Raw genomic sequence first — 14,660 nt, 5'->3', positions numbered from 1 at the left:
GAGACGCATCCATGTCCGCAGTAATGCAAGCGTCCACCCAGATGGAACTGTCCGCACCGGCCAGTGCACGGCTGCAGCCCGGCATGACGCCGCAGGCGGCGGTGCAGGCGCTGCTCGACGCGGGCGAGGCGCCGGATGCGCTGAAACTGCTCGCGCGCCTGCTGCCCAAGCGCTACGCGGTGGCGTGGTTGTGCCAGTGTGCGCGCGACCAGCCATTGTCGCTGGAGGACAAGGCCGGCGCATCGCTGGCCGAGAAGTGGGTGCGCGAACCGAGCGAGGACAATCGCCGCGCCGCGCTCGAGTTCGCCAACGCGGGCGGCTACAAGTCGCTCGGTGCGTGGCTGGCGGCGGCGGCCGGCTGGTCCGGCGGCAGCCTGGCCCCGGCTGCGCAGCAGAAGCCGGTGCCGCCGGCCGAGCATCTCACCGCCTGCGCCGCGGTGGCGTCGATCAACCTGATGGCGGGGTTGGTGGCCGACCGATTCGCACCGCGCCGCGCCGACTTCATCGCCCGCGCGATGGAGCTGCTCAACACCAGCACGGGTGCTGGCAATCACACGAGGAAAGCATGAGCGTGTCCACGCCACAGACATTGATGCTCGCCGTCATCGGCCACCAGGCCGCGCAGTTCGGCAGCCGCAGCCAGAAGGCGTTTGCGGGCAAGGACGGCAGCATCGGCCGCGCCGAGGATTGCGACTGGGTGCTGAGCGCGGCCGGCGTGTCGCGCGTACACGCGATGATCCGTTACCTCAACGGTCTCTACTTCATCGAGGACCGCAGCACCAACGGCATGCTGCTCAACGGCGCACCGCTGATAAAGGGCGATCCGTCGGCATTGAAGGACGGCGACCGTCTGCAGATCGACACCTTCGAAGTATCGGTGCGCCTGGAGCAGGACAGCGAGACCATCGTGCAGGTCACGCCACGGGCGGAGCCGCGTGCGACGCCTGTCGAACCGCTGGCCGATCCGTTCGACTTCGGCTTGCCTGATCTCGCGCCGTCGCGCGGTGCGCCGAGCCACGCCGTGCCGGCGGGCGGCAGCCTGATTCCCGACGCGCAGGCTGCCGGCCCCGGCGCCGAGCTCGATCCGTTGAGTTTCTTCGACGCGCCGTTCGCATCCACCGAGTCGATGCCGCCCGCTGCAGCGCCTGCGTCGAGCTGGAATCACACGCCGGGCACCGAGGACCACTTCCGCCCGCCGACCACCGACGTGCAGCGCCATGCCAGCACGTTGCCGGAGAACTGGGACCTCACCACGGGCGACTTCGCGCCGAAACCGGTGGCGCCCGCTGCGCCGGTACCCGCGGCAGCGCCAGCACCTGCGCCACCCGCGGCGCCGATGGCGGCTGCGGCGAGCGCTCCGTCGCTGCCGTCCGAACTCGATCCGATCTTCCGCATCGTGGTGGACGGCGTGATGGACGTGCTGCGCGCGCGCGCCGAGATCAAGAACACGTTCCGCCTGCCGGTGACGATCATCCAGCGCTCGGAGAACAATCCGCTGAAGTTCGCGCTGGGCGTGGACGAGGCGATGCAGAAGATCATGGCGCCGCCGAACGCGGCCTTCCTGTCCGGCCCGGCCGCCTTCCAGGACGCGTTCGACGACATCCGCTGTCACCAGATGGCGATGCTGGCCGGTGTGCGCGCGGGCTTCGAGGCGCTGCTGACGCACTTCAATCCCGATCGCTTCGAGCATGAGGCGGACGGCGCCAAGCGTGCCGCGTTCGGCGGCAAGGGGCGCTACTGGGAGCGCTATCGCGAGCACTACGAGGGTTTGATGAAGAACCCCGACGAGTGTTTCCGCCGCCTGTTCGGCGACGAGTTCGCGCGTGCCTACGAGGAGCAGCTGGCGCGGCTGAAGTCGGCGCGCCGCGCGGAGCAGGCGCGGCGGCGCTGATACGACACGATGAAGCACCGGCGACCCCGCCGGCCACGGAAACTTTCGAGATGACCAGGCGCGACGCATGACGCAGAACAACAAGGTGGTGTGGAGTGAAGGGCTGTTCCTGCGGCCCCAGCACATGCAGCAGCAGGAACGCTACCTGGAGCGCTTCGTGGAGCTGCGTGCCGGCGGCCTGCGTCCGTACACCTGGGGCTTCCACGAACTGGAGCTTGAATCCGACCTGCTGGCGATCGGCAAGCTCGGCATCAAGCGCGCGCGGGGCGTGTTCCCCGATGGCACGCCGTTCTCGATGCCGGGCGACGATCCGCTGCCGCCCGCGCTGGAGGTGGACGCGAACTGGCGCGACCAGACCGTGTACCTCACCCTGCCACTGCGCTCGCCCACCCAGCCGGACAGCGGCCGCCCCGAAGCGCCGGCGGAGAAGCTGTTCCGCTTCCGCGTGCGCGAGACCGAGGTGCGCGACGCCTCCGGCAGCGTGGAAGGTTTGACCCCGCTGGAGGTGGGTGGCCTCAGCAGCCGCCTGCTGCCGCAGTCGCAACCGATGGAAGGGCTCACCCAGATGCCGCTGGCGCGCATCGTGGAGTGCCGCGCCGACCGTCGCGTGCTGCTCGACGAGGCGTTCATGCCCAGCGCGTCGAGCTGCCAGGCGGTGCCGCGGCTGGTCACCTTCCTCACCGAACTGCTGGGCCTGCTGCATCAGCGCGGCGAGGCGCTGGCCAGTCGCGTCGCGGTGACCGATCGCGGCGGCGCGGCCGAGATCGCCGACTTCCTGCTGCTGCAAGTAGTCAACCGCTGCCAGCCGCTGATCGCGCACCTGTCGGCGGCACCGGTGCTGCATCCGGAGGAGTTCTACCGCACCCTGGTGTCGATGGCCGGCGAGCTGGCCACGTTCACCGCACCGGGCAAACGGCCGCCGATGTTTCCGCCTTATCGTCACGAAGCGCTGCGCGAGAGCTTCGAGCCGGTGATCGTGGCGCTGCGCAACAGCCTCAGCGCGGTGATGGAGCAGACCGCCACACCGATCCCGCTGCAACAACGCAAATTCGGTGTGTGGGTGGCGGTGGTGCCCGACCTGACCTTGTTTGACACCGCGGCGTTCGTGCTGGCGGCGAAGGCCGACATGAAGTCCGAGGATCTGCGCCGGCAGCTGCCCGCGCAGTCGAAGATCGGTTCGGTGGAGAAGATCCGCGATCTGGTGAACCTGCAGTTGCCGGGCATTTCGGTGACGCCGATGCCGGTGGCGCCGCGGCAGATTCCCTACAACGCCGGCTATCTGTATTTCGAGTTCGACAAGCACTCGGCGATGTGGCGCGAGCTGAAGACGTCCGGCGGCATCGCGTTCCACTTCGGCAACGAGTTCGCCGGACTCGACCTGCAACTGTGGGCGATCAGGGGCTGAGCGTATGAACACTCCGAAAGGTCCCTTTGACGACGATCCGCTGCGCGACGCCACCGTGGTGCGTCCGCGTGGCGCGACATCCGCTCCCGCACCGGCGGCTCCGAACCCGCCGCCCGCCGCTGCGCGCGGCCCCGCGCCGTACCGGCCATCCGCCGCGCCGGCGGAGATCAGCGAATTCCTCGGCAGCGGCATCAATCCGCTGGTGCAGGCAGCCAGCCCGCTTCTGCTGCTGGGCGTGCAGCTGCGCCACAGCGTGTCGCCGCCGAATGCCGTGCATCTGCGCGAGCAGGTGATCGAGCAGGTGCGCAAGTTCGAGAGCCATGCGCAGGCGGCGAACATTTCCACCCAGACGACCACCGCCGCGCGCTACGTACTGTGCGCGATGCTCGACGAGGCGGTGCTCAATGCGCCGTGGGGCGAGCACAGCGGCTGGGCGCAGAAGACGCTGCTGGTGACGTTCCACGGCGAGTCGTACGGCGGCGCGAAGTTCTTCCAGATCCTCGAGCGCCTGTGCGCGGATTTCTCGCGTCATATCGACCTGATCGAGCTGATGTACATCTGCCTGGCGCTGGGTTTCGCCGGGCGCTACCAGATCGAGGCGGGCGGCCGCGCCAAGCTGGCCGACATCCAGGAGGACCTGTACCGGCGCATCAAGTCGCAGCGTGCGCCGGCGGCGCAGGAACTGGCACCGCACTGGCGCGGCATCGAGGACCGACGCAATCCTCTGATCCGCTACGTGCCGCTGTGGGTGATTGCCGCGGCCGCGGCCTGCGTGCTGCTGGGCACCTTCCTGTACCTCTACACGCGGCTCAACACGCTGTCCGCGCCGGCCAGCGCGCAGGTGGCGCAGATCGGGCTGGAGAGCGCCACGCCGCCGGACGCCGCGCGATTGCCCAAGCCGGTGCACAAGACCCTGAAGGAGCTGCTGGCGCCGCAGGAGCAGGGTGGCCGGCTCGCGATCGTCGAGCAGGGTGACGGCAAGGAACTGGTGCGACTGAGCGCAGCGGACATGTTCGCCTCCGGCGGCGTCGACGTCAGCGCCACCGAAGTACCACTGCTGCACGCGATCACCGCGGCGCTGAACCAGGTGCCGGGGCGGGTGATCGTGGTGGGCCACACCGACGACCAGCCGATCCATTCGCTGAAGTTCAAGGACAACTTCGCGCTGTCGGCGGCGCGTGCGCACGCCGTGCTGCAGATCCTCGGCGAGGGCCTGGACAATCCCGGGCGGCTCGAATCCAGCGGTGCGGGCGCTTCGCAGCCGATCGCGCTGCCACCCAGCCTTCCGGCCAGCCGCGCGCGCAACCGGCGCGTGGAACTCATGTACATCCCGGAGGGCTGAGCATCGTGAAAAAGCTTCTGACGCTGTTCAAGTCCGGCTGGTTCATCACCCTCGTCGGCATCGTGCTGCTGGCGGTGCTGATCTGGCTGGGCGGCCCTTATCTGGGCATCGGTGAGTCGCAGCCGCTGGCCAGCGCGCTGGCGCGGCTGCTGCTGATCGTGCTGATCGTGGTGGTGTGGCTGGTGTGGCTGCAGATCCGCCAACTTCGCGCGCGCGGCAAGGCGAAGCAGATGTCCGGAGACCTGGCCGGGCAGGATGCGCAGGGCGGCGACCGCGACGAGCGTAGCGCCAGCGAGCGCGCGCAGTTGCAGGGTCGCTTCCAGGAAGCGGTCGACACGCTGCGCAAGAGCCGCCGCGGCGGCGCCAATCTGTACACGCTGCCGTGGTACATGGTGATCGGGCCGCCGGGGTCGGGCAAGAGCACGCTGCTGCAGAATTCCGGACTCAACTTTCCGTTGTCCGAGCGCTTCGGCAAGGAAGCGCTGCGCGGCGTCGGCGGTACCCGCAACTGCGACTGGTGGTTCACCGACGAGGCGGTGTTCCTCGACACCGCCGGCCGCTACACCACGCAGGATTCCGACCGTGCCGCGGATGCCTCGGCGTGGACGGAGTTCCTCACGCTGCTGCGCAAGTACCGCAAGCGTCGGCCGATCAACGGCGTGATCATCGCCATGAGCATGTCCGACCTGCTGGTGCTGGACGAGACCGGCCGGCAGGAACATGTCGCGGCGATCCGGCGCCGGCTCGACGAGCTGGTCGAGCAGTTGCGCATCGGCGTGCCCGTGTACCTGGTGCTGACCAAGTGCGACCTGATCGCCGGTTTCGGCGAGTTCTTCGACGATCTCAACCCGGAGCTGCGCAGCCAGGTCTGGGGCGTGTCGTTCCCGGTCGGGCAGACCATGGACGGCAGCGCGGCAAGGCGTTTCGACGAAGAGTTCAGCCTGCTGCTCGATCGGCTCAACACGCGCATCCTCGATCGCCTGCACACCGAGCGTGACCGCAACCGGCGCGCGGCGATCCTGTCGTTCCCGCAGCAGCTGGGCGCGCTGCGCGAGATCGCGCGGCAGTTCGTGGAGGGCGTGTTCAGCGGCCACCAGTACGGCACGCCACCGCTGTTGCGCGGTGTCTATCTCACCTCCGGCACGCAGGAAGGCACGCCGATCGACCGCATGATGAGCGCGGTGGCGCGTACATTCGGCCTCGATCCCTCGCGCGTGCAGGCGCCGGGTGCGCAGCGGCGCACATTCTTCGTCGAGCGGCTGCTGAAGGATGTGCTGTTCCGCGAGTCCGGTTTCGCCGGCACCAATCCCGCGCTGGAGCGGCAGAAGATCCTGCTGCAGGCGTCGTCGTATGCCGGCGTGCTGCTGGTGACGGTGCTGCTGCTGGCCGGCTTCGCCAGCAGCTACGGCCACAACCGCGATTACCTGGCCCAGGTGCAGGGTGCATTGCAGAACGTGCCGGTGAAGGCCGATCTCAGCGGCGCCACCACGCAGAAGGAATACTTCGCGCAGGTGCTGCAGCGGCTCGAATCGATGTCGGCGGTGCAGGACGTGGCGCAGCAGTACCAGGGGCACGTGCCCCTGCTGATGCGCTTCGGCCTGTACCAGGGCCACGCAGTGGGTGACGAGGTGCACGATGCGTATGTCCGCGAGCTCAACGGCCTGCTGCTGCCGGGCGTGGCTTCGCAGTTCCGCAGCGGGCTCACCAGCAGCGCGGGCGATCCTCAGGCGCTGTACTACTACCTCAAGGGTTATCTGATGCTGGGCGAGCCGAAGCACCAGAACGCCGACGAGCTGGTGGCGCTGACCAACATCGAGTGGCGCAAGGTGTTCCCGAATGACCCGGTGCTGCAGCAGGCGCTGGCGAAGCACTTCCACGCGCTGGTGGATCAGCCCGGCCAGCTGCGCGCGCTGACGCTGGACGACGCACTGGTGGAGCAGGCGCGCAGCACGCTGCGCACGGCCGACCTGTCCACGTTGATCTACGGCAGCCTCAAGCTCGGCGCCGACAGCAGCACGGACTATCCGCCGCTGCAGTTGGACAAGGAACTGGGCCTGCTCGGCAACGTGTTCCGCCGCCAGAGCGGTGCGTCGCTGTCGCAGCCGCTGCCCGCGCTGTACACCCAGCCGATGTTCGCGCACGAGGCGGACAAGGGCATCGCGCAGGCGGTGAAGCAGTTCGCCCAGGACGACTGGGTGTTCGGCGCGAACAAGATCGATGCCATTGCGCAGGCGCGCCTGAGCCAGCAAGTGCTGGCGCTGTACCAGACGGACTACATCAAGGCGTGGGACGACCTGCTCGCTGATCTGCAACTGCAGCCGATCGGCAACATCCAGGACGCCAGTGCGATCGCGGCCAAGCTGTCCGGTCCCAGCTCACCGCTGAAGGCGCTGCTGAAGCTGGTACACGACAACACCAGCGACCTGCTGCGCGCGCCGCCGGAATCGGGTGGTGACAAGGCGTTGGCCGAAGCGGAGAAAGCGGCGGAAAAGAAAGCCGCACAGAAGGCCACGCAGAATGCGCTGAGCCGTGCGCTGGCCAATGCCGGCGGCGCGCCTGCCGCCGACAGCGACGCGAAGCCGGGTGCGGCGATCAGCGCGCACTTCGACACACTCGACAAGCTCAGCGAGGGCGCGCCGGGTGCCACGCCGATCGATCACACCGTGAGCGTGCTCGACCAGCTCAGCAAGACGTTGCTGACGATGACCGACTTCAGCGGCGCCGCCGGCCAGCCCAATCCGCAATTGCTGCTGGCGCAGCAGGAGGCCGCGCAACTGCCGCCGCCGGTGTCAGGCTGGGTCGCCGCGCTTACCGGCAAGAGCCAGGCGCTGGTGGCCAGCGGCACCAAGGGCGCGCTGGGCGACCAGTTCCAGCAGACGGTGGGCAAGGACTGCGCCGACTTCACCCGCGACCGCTATCCGTTCGCGCCCGCCAGCCGCAATGACATTCCGCTGCAGAACTTCGCCGAGCTGTTCGGCTACGGTGGCCGCTTCGACACGTTCTACAAGCAGACGCTGGAGAAACTGGTCGACGCCAGTGGCCGCAGCTGGGTGTGGAAGAGCGGGCCGGGCGCGGTCAGCGGTTCGCCCGGCATGCTGGCGCAGATGCAGCTGGCCGACACCATCAAGCAGATGTACTTCCGCAACAACGGCAGCACGCCCGAGGTGGATTTCACCCTCGTGGCGCCGCAGCTCGACGCGGGCATCGGCAAGCTGGCGATCGACGTGGGCGGGCAGAAGTACGAGTACCAGCCCGGCGGCACCACCAGCATGGCGATGAAGTGGCCGGGGCCGCAGCCGGGCCACGTCGCGATCTCGGCGTACGACACCACCGGCACGCTGCTGAGCACGTTCGATTACCAGGGCGACTGGGCGTTCTTCCACGCGCTGCAGGCGGCGCACCTGCAGAAGCAGTCGGATCTGCGCTATGTCGCCAGTTTCGACTTCGGCGGCCACGTCGCGAAGGTGACGCTCCAGGCCGGCAACCTCAAGAATCCATTCCTCGACACCACGGTGCAACGCTTCAGGTGCGGGGGATAAACGCATGCCGAATCCGACAGGGGTGGGATTCTTCGGCAAGCTTCCCGGTGCAGGGGATTTCGTGCAGCGCCGGCTGCCGGCACGTTTCGTGGAAATCTGGGACCGCAGCTTCGAACAGGCAGTGGACGCCAGCCGCGGCGCGCTCGGCGAGGGCTGGCATGCGGCGTATCGCAGCAGTCCGGTGTGGCGTTTCGTGCTGGCGCAGGGCGTATGCGGCGAATCGGCGTGGGCCGGTGTGACGGGCCCGGCGGCCGATCGCGTGGGCCGTTGCTTCCCGATGGTGCTGGCCGCGCCGCTGGCCGACCCGGCATCGGTGACGCAGGCGCTGCGCGGCGACGACTGGTTCGATGCGCTGGAACGCGTGCACACCGTCGCGCAGGCGGACGTCTCGATGCATGCAGACGCGTTCGACGCGCAGGTGACGCGCTTGCCCGGGCCACTCGATGCGATGGTGGCGACGCCAACGGAGCTGCCGCCGGTGGACTGGTCTGTGGCGGCGCAGTGGCGACTGCCGCTCGCGCCGGCTTCCGTCGGTGCGCAGCTGACCGAGTTGTGGGCGCGTCTCGCCGCCACCCGCGAGGCGTGGTGTCTGTGGTGGACGCGCGGAGCCGGGCAGGTACCGGCGAGCGTGGTGGCCACGCGCGGCCTGCCGCAGCCGTCGGCATATGCGGGCTTTCTGGATGCCGCGCAGACGGGTGCGTCGTGGCAGTCGCTGGGTGTGTTCGGGCGCTTGACGGCGAACGCGCCGGCGTCGCACGAGACGGTCGCGCCATCGGTGACAACGATCGCCGCGCCGCCGGCGCGGCTGCCCGACGACCTGTCCGATGTGTTCGCCGATCTGATGCCGTCGGCATCGGTTACACCGGCAGGCGACGAAGCCGTCGGCGAAATACATGCCGGCGCGCCTTCCAGTGGCGTGGTGGTGCTGCAGCGCGATGACGTCGCCTTGACCGTGGTGGCCGCCGACGAGGGTGCACCCGATCCGCGCCGGCAGGCGGCGGCGCTGAGCGGCGCGACGGTCGCGGCACTGGACGCAGGCGAACTCGCCGCCGGCATGCAGCCATTGCGCACGCGATTGCTGGCGTTGCATCCACGCTTGCGTCTGCGTGGCGAGGATCTGATCGATCCGGTGCCCGAGGACGGCGCGTTGATCGCCGTGCGCATCACCGAGCGCTGGGCCGACCTGTTGCGCATCGGCACTGCCGCCGCGTGGCACTGGCGACGCGGCCAGCTGCAACCGCTGTTCGCCACCGGCGGAGCGGTGCGCGCGGACGACGACACGGCACGCCCCGGCGACTTCGACGATCTGCTGTTCAGCCGCAGCTCGCCACTCGCGCCCGGCCTCGGCGCGGCGACGCAGCCGCTGTGCGACGAGGTCGTCTGCGCGGTGGAGGAGGGCGACCGGCTGCTGCTGGTCGCAACCCGCGTGCTGGTGCAGCTGAGTCCCGACGTGTTTTCCCGTGCGCTCGCGATGCCGTCCTGCGACGACGCGCGCGCGCGAATCGCCACCGCCGCCAGCCTCGGGTCCGATCCGGCCCGGTGGCCGCTGGCCGTCATCGAGATCAGGTCATGACGACACGCTTTCTCTCTGCCGGCCGCACGGACACGGGCAAGGTTCGCCGCCACAACGAGGACGCCATCCTGGTGCGCGAGGATGCCGGCCTGTGGGTGGTGGCCGATGGTCTGGGCGGCCATGCGGCGGGCGACTACGCCAGCAACATGATCGTCGAGCGGCTGGCGGCCCTGCCGCGATCCGGCAGCGTGTTCGACTTCATCGAGTCGATCGAGGACGCGCTGGTGCAGGTCAACGCCGACCTGCTGCACACCGCCGCCGAGCGCGGTGTCGACATCATCGGCTCGACCGTGGTGGTGCTCGTGCACGACAAGGACTTCATGCTGTGCGGCTGGGTCGGCGACAGCCGCGCCTACTGCTTCGAGGACGGTCGCCTGCGCCAGATCACCAGCGACCACGTGCACGGCGTCAAGGACGACGTCACCCAGTTCGGCGGGCAACCCGGGCCACCGCAGCCCGGCGCCGGTGCGCTGACCCGCGCGATCGGCGCCGAGGCATCGCTGTTCGTCGACTGGGTGGTGGCCGGCAACCGCCCGGACATGCAGTTCGTGCTGTGCTCGGACGGCATCAACAAGGAGATGTCGGACGAGGAGCTTGACCTCGCCTGCCGCCGCAACCTGCCGCCGCAGGAACTGCTGGCGGATTTGTTCGACACCTCGCTCGGCCGCGCCGCGCGCGACAACGTTTCCGCCGTCATCGTGCGGCTCCAGGATTGAAGAAGACCGCCTCGACATGACACCCATCGTTGAACTGATTGACGCGTTCCAGGCCGGCCGGCTGAAGCTGCCGGCGTTGTTCGACGCGCTGACCGCGCGTGGCGCACTGCCCGAGGCCGAACATCGCGCCGAGCTGGCGCTGCTCGAACGCCGACGCGACGAAGGCGACCTCGATCCCATGCTGGCCCGTGCGCTGATCACCAAGCTCACGATCCTGCAGGCACCGACGGTGCCGCTCGATGCCGACGCCGAGGATGCGACCGTGATGAAGCCTGCCTCGCGGCCGCCGCCGGCCGGCGCAACCGCAGGCGCAGCGGGCGAGGACGACGCCACCGTGGTGCAGCCGACTTCGCGGCCGCCGCCACGCGACGAGGCCACCATCGTCAAGCCGGCGTCGCGACCTTCGCCCGCGGACGGCCAGACCACCGGCGTCACCGGCACCCAGGGCACCAGTTCCAGCAGCAGCTTCAACCGCGACAGCTGGCAGCGCGTGGCCACTGCGGAAGGCGGCGACTACGCCACCGTGGGCATGCTGCTGAAGGGGCGCTTCCATCTGGAACGCGAGATCGGCCGCGGTGGCATGGGTGTGGTTTTCCTCGCGCGCGACGAACGCAAGGTCGAGGCGCGTGATCGCGATCCCTATGTCGCGGTGAAGGTGCTGAACGACGAGTTCCGCCGCCACCCCGACTCGCTGATCGCGCTGCAGCGCGAATCGCGCCGCTCGCAGCAGCTGGCGCACGACAACATCGTTCGCGTCTACGACTTCGACAAGGACGGCACCATCGTCTTCATGACGATGGAGTACATCGACGGCTCCGACCTGAAGGCGCTGATACGCGAGCGTGCCTACAACGGCCTGCCGCTGGCCGAGGCACGACCGCTGATCGAGGGCATGGCGTGGGCGCTCAAGCGAGCGCACGCCGCGGGCGTGGTGCACTCGGACTTCAAGCCCGGCAACGTGATGGTGACCCGCGACGGCGTGCCGAAGGTGTTCGATTTCGGCATCGCCCGCGCCGGCAAGCACCTGGGCGATGCGGTCGGCGAGCAGACCGTGTTCGACGCCGGCACGCTCGGCGCGCTGACTCCGGCCTACGCCAGCCTGGAGATGATCCGCGGCGCCGAACCGTCGCCCGGTGACGACATCTACGCGCTCGGCTGCGTGGCGTTCGAACTGCTCACCGGCAAGCATCCGTTCGACAAGGTCAGCGCCGAGGTGGCGCTGAAGGAAGGACGCAAGCCGCCGCCGGTGCCGGGCCTCACACGGCGCCAGTACAAGACGCTGTGCGATGCGGTGGCCTTCCACGGCGAGCAGCGCCTGAAGACCGCCGCCGAACTGGTGGATGGCCTGCGCGACGTGCACCTGCACGAACGCTATGGCCGGCACCTGGCGTACGGCATCGGTGCGGTGGTGGTGCTCGCGGCGGGTGGCTGGGGACTGTCGCAGTACCTGCATAGCCGGCATGTGGCACAGGTGATTGCGCAGTTCGCGCTCGCCAACCCCCACCATTACTCAAACGAGGATCAGGCGCTGAAGGCGCTGGGCAGCCTCGGCGACGACGAGCGCAAGCGGCTCGTGCTCGACCAGGGCGACGCGATCCAGGGCTTTCTGCTCGCCCGCATCGACGCGTACTGGAATCCGGGCAAGGGCCGCTACAACTACGCCGGCGCGCAGCACGTGCTGCAACTGCGCGACCAGCTCAAGTTGTACTCGCCGCAGCTGGACATGAAGCGCGGCGCGATCGAGCAGCAGAAGAACGACCTGCTCAACACGCTCGACACCCAGCTCACCCAGCGCATCGATGCGGGCACGATCTTCGAGAACCAGCCGGACAACGCGGTGGCCACGCTGGCGACGATCCGCGCGATCGATCCGCACAGCGACCTGCTGAAGAACGCCGAGCTGGAGCTGAAGTACGACATCGCGATCGGTCAGTCGCTCGGCACGCATCATGTGGACGAGGCGAAGACGCAACTCGCGCTCGCCACCCGGTTGTTTCCCGATTCCTTGCGATTGAAGCAGCGCGTGGCGCAGCTGGCTGCGCTCAGCCAGAGCGTGCCGGCGGCGCAGCCGCAGGCCGGGCCGCCGGTGCAGAGCGTGCCCGAGGCGCGCAAGGAGCTGGCCGCACTGATCGCCCAGCCGGCGATGACGCCCGAATGGCAGGCCGCGGTAAGCGGCGCCATGGGCGTGCTGCGCAACGACCACGCGCCGGAAACCCAGCGGCTGACCGATGCGCTGGCCGACGTCATCGCCACCCAGGCCAGCCAGCAGACCGCACCGCTGCAGCTGCAGCAGGCCGACAGTCTGGTCGCGCTCGGCCTGCAGTACGCACCGCAATCACCGAAGTTGCTCGCCCAGCGCACGCGACTGGGCGCGATGCAGCAGCAGCAACAGGCGCAACTCGCGCAGGAGAGCGCCACGGCCGAGGTGGCCTCGCGCATCGAATCGCTCAAGCGCGCGGCGGCGGCCGACGACATCGCCAAGGCGCAGGAATCGCTGGAGCGCATCCGGACCCTGCAGCCGGACAACCCGTTCCTTGCCAAGGACGGTCCGCAACTGCTCGCCAATGCCTATCTGGGCCAGGCGCAGAGCACGTTCCAGCAAGGCAAGTATCAGGGCGCTGTGGACACGCTGGCCAAGGGCCTCAAAGCACTGGGCGACCGTCCGGACCTGCGCAACGCGCATGCACGCTATACGCTGGTCGCCGCGTTGATGAAGGCGCGCGGCAAGCCACTGGCGAGCGCCGACTTCACGCGCATGCAGAGGCAGCTGGACGATCTGCGAAAGGCAGATGCCGATGGCCTGGGCCAGCTCGAAGCGGACATGAAGCTGCACGGCCAGCTCGAAGGCACGCTGGCGGACCTGCTCGAAAGCTTGAAGTCGAGCGTGCTCGCCACCACCGCACCCACCACGCCGGAAGCGAATGCGCCGGCGACCCCGGCACCGCCCGTGGCCGGCGTGCCTGCGGCAGGGGCGCCGTCGAAGCCGGGCGTGGCCGCCGCAAAACCCGGTACCACGGTCGCGCCGACGGCAAAGACCGGTGCTGGCACGGTGGCTGCCGCGGTGGCCGGCGCGGCGGGCGCCGATCCCTGCGACCGCCCCGACCTGGTCGGCAAGGGCCGTGCCTGCTTCGACACGCTGGACGGCAATCATCGCGGGCCGGCGCTGGTGGTGGTGCCGGGTCTGGGCGGTGGCAAGCCCTATGCACTGTCGCGCGCCGAGATCACGGTCAGCGAGTTCAATCGCTATTGCAGCACCACCAGGCAGTGCGCGCTGAAGCCGGTGGCGGACCGCGAAGCCGGCGGCCTGCCGATCAGCGACATCAGCCTGGCGCAGGCTCGCGCCTATGCCGGCTGGTTGAGCCAGGCCAGCGGCTATACCTATCGCCTGCCCAGCGACGCCGAATGGCTGCATGCGGCGCAGGCCGGCAGCGGCTGGAAGCAGTCGCCGGACAGTAATTGCATTCCGCCCTCGTCCAGCGGCGACGACAATACGGGCGCGCCGATCTCGGCACTGGGGCGCGAGCCGAATCCGTGGGGGCTGGTGAACATGTCCGGCAACGTGTGGGAGTGGGTAACCAGCGGCGGCGCCGTGGCGGTGCGTGGCGGCAGCTACAACAGCTATTGGTCCGACTGCACCGTGGCCAGCCAGCGCAGCGACAGCGGGGCACCGCAGAAGGACGTGGGCTTCCGCATCCTGAGGGAGCTGAAATGACCGAGCGCGAACGTCAGGCCAATCACAACCTGCACAGCCTGGACGAGGCGCATCGGCTGGGTCGGATCACCCGCGAGGAATACCGCGCGCGCCGCCGCTACGTGCTGGGCACGTTGTGCGACAGCCACGGCGTCACCGCGCGCAACGCGATCGTGCCCACGTCGAACCCCGCGCCAGACGTTGGCGGCTCGAAGCGTGTCCATCACGGCGCCTCGGAGGAGATGCTGCCCACGTTGTTCCCGTCGCGCTCCGCAGTGGCGTGGAGACAACTGTTGCTGTTCGGGGGAGGCGCCGTGCTGTGCGCGCTGTTGTTGTATGGCCTGCTGCGGGTCGGCTGACGGCGACGCCGGCCTGGCGAGGGCGAACATGAGTGGAGTTTGAACGGACACAGAGCGGGTGACCAAATCCGTAGTCGTCTTGCGCAATACCTAAGTGAGCAGGGCAATGTGTGCGCCACATCACAAACAATGATTGCCGTCGGA

Annotated in this window: 9 protein-coding genes; all 9 read left to right on the top strand. The window is 68.9% G+C overall.

Annotated features, from left to right (window positions below):
• The first annotated feature begins 11 nt into the window (after positions 1-11).
• The 9 genes from ACYVKM_RS10450 to ACYVKM_RS10410 all read left to right on the top strand — a co-directional run bounded on the left by ACYVKM_RS10450 (position 12) and on the right by ACYVKM_RS10410 (position 14,516).
• Positions 12-569 (top strand): DUF6931 family protein, encoded by a 558-nt coding sequence (locus ACYVKM_RS10450; protein ID WP_460877518.1) that lies wholly within the window; start codon positions 12-14, stop codon positions 567-569.
• Complete coding sequence (gene tagH / locus ACYVKM_RS10445) at positions 566-1,891, top strand: type VI secretion system-associated FHA domain protein TagH (RefSeq protein WP_460877517.1); 1,326 nt, start codon at positions 566-568, stop codon at positions 1,889-1,891. The genes ACYVKM_RS10450 and tagH overlap by 4 nt, the downstream gene beginning before the upstream one ends.
• Positions 1,892-1,958: 67 nt before the next feature.
• Positions 1,959-3,296, top strand: coding sequence for a type VI secretion system baseplate subunit TssK (tssK, locus tag ACYVKM_RS10440; protein ID WP_460877516.1), 1,338 nt, complete (start codon positions 1,959-1,961; stop codon positions 3,294-3,296).
• A gap of 4 nt (positions 3,297-3,300) precedes the next feature.
• On the top strand, positions 3,301-4,638 hold the full coding sequence (icmH, locus tag ACYVKM_RS10435; protein ID WP_460877515.1) for a type IVB secretion system protein IcmH/DotU: 1,338 nt from the start codon (positions 3,301-3,303) through the stop codon (positions 4,636-4,638).
• Between the two features lie 5 nt (positions 4,639-4,643).
• Positions 4,644-8,177: a type VI secretion system membrane subunit TssM gene (tssM, locus tag ACYVKM_RS10430; RefSeq protein WP_460877514.1), complete on the top strand. Its 3,534-nt coding sequence runs from the start codon at positions 4,644-4,646 to the stop codon at positions 8,175-8,177.
• Between the two features lie 4 nt (positions 8,178-8,181).
• Entirely contained in the window at positions 8,182-9,750 is a 1,569-nt protein-coding gene (tagF, locus tag ACYVKM_RS10425; RefSeq protein ID WP_460877513.1) for a type VI secretion system-associated protein TagF, read from the top strand.
• Complete coding sequence (locus ACYVKM_RS10420; RefSeq protein WP_460877512.1) at positions 9,747-10,466, top strand: PP2C family protein-serine/threonine phosphatase; 720 nt, start codon at positions 9,747-9,749, stop codon at positions 10,464-10,466. The genes tagF and ACYVKM_RS10420 overlap by 4 nt, the downstream gene beginning before the upstream one ends.
• Positions 10,467-10,482: 16 nt before the next feature.
• Positions 10,483-14,178, top strand: a complete 3,696-nt coding sequence (locus ACYVKM_RS10415; protein WP_460877511.1) for a bifunctional serine/threonine-protein kinase/formylglycine-generating enzyme family protein — start codon at positions 10,483-10,485, stop codon at positions 14,176-14,178.
• Positions 14,175-14,516: a hypothetical protein gene (locus ACYVKM_RS10410; protein WP_460877510.1), complete on the top strand. Its 342-nt coding sequence runs from the start codon at positions 14,175-14,177 to the stop codon at positions 14,514-14,516. Before ACYVKM_RS10415 ends, ACYVKM_RS10410 begins: the two co-directional genes overlap by 4 nt.
• Positions 14,517-14,660 lie beyond the last annotated feature (144 nt).

It is taken from the genome of Rhodanobacter koreensis (assembly GCF_054782855.1).
The sequence above is the reverse complement of the archived record's forward strand: the minus strand, read 5'-3'. Positions and strand labels throughout refer to the sequence as shown.

Excerpts from the sequence above, each read along its gene's own strand:
- icmH (WP_460877515.1), top strand. The coding sequence starts at position 3,301 with ATGAACACTCCGAAAGGTCCCTTTGACGACGATCCGCTGCGCGACGCC.
- tagF (WP_460877513.1), top strand. The coding sequence starts at position 8,182 with ATGCCGAATCCGACAGGGGTGGGATTCTTCGGCAAGCTTCCCGGTGCA.
- ACYVKM_RS10420 (WP_460877512.1), top strand. The coding sequence starts at position 9,747 with ATGACGACACGCTTTCTCTCTGCCGGCCGCACGGACACGGGCAAGGTT.
- tagH (WP_460877517.1), top strand. The coding sequence starts at position 566 with ATGAGCGTGTCCACGCCACAGACATTGATGCTCGCCGTCATCGGCCAC.
- ACYVKM_RS10410 (WP_460877510.1), top strand. The coding sequence starts at position 14,175 with ATGACCGAGCGCGAACGTCAGGCCAATCACAACCTGCACAGCCTGGAC.
- tssK (WP_460877516.1), top strand. The coding sequence starts at position 1,959 with ATGACGCAGAACAACAAGGTGGTGTGGAGTGAAGGGCTGTTCCTGCGG.
- ACYVKM_RS10450 (WP_460877518.1), top strand. The coding sequence starts at position 12 with ATGTCCGCAGTAATGCAAGCGTCCACCCAGATGGAACTGTCCGCACCG.
- ACYVKM_RS10415 (WP_460877511.1), top strand. The coding sequence starts at position 10,483 with ATGACACCCATCGTTGAACTGATTGACGCGTTCCAGGCCGGCCGGCTG.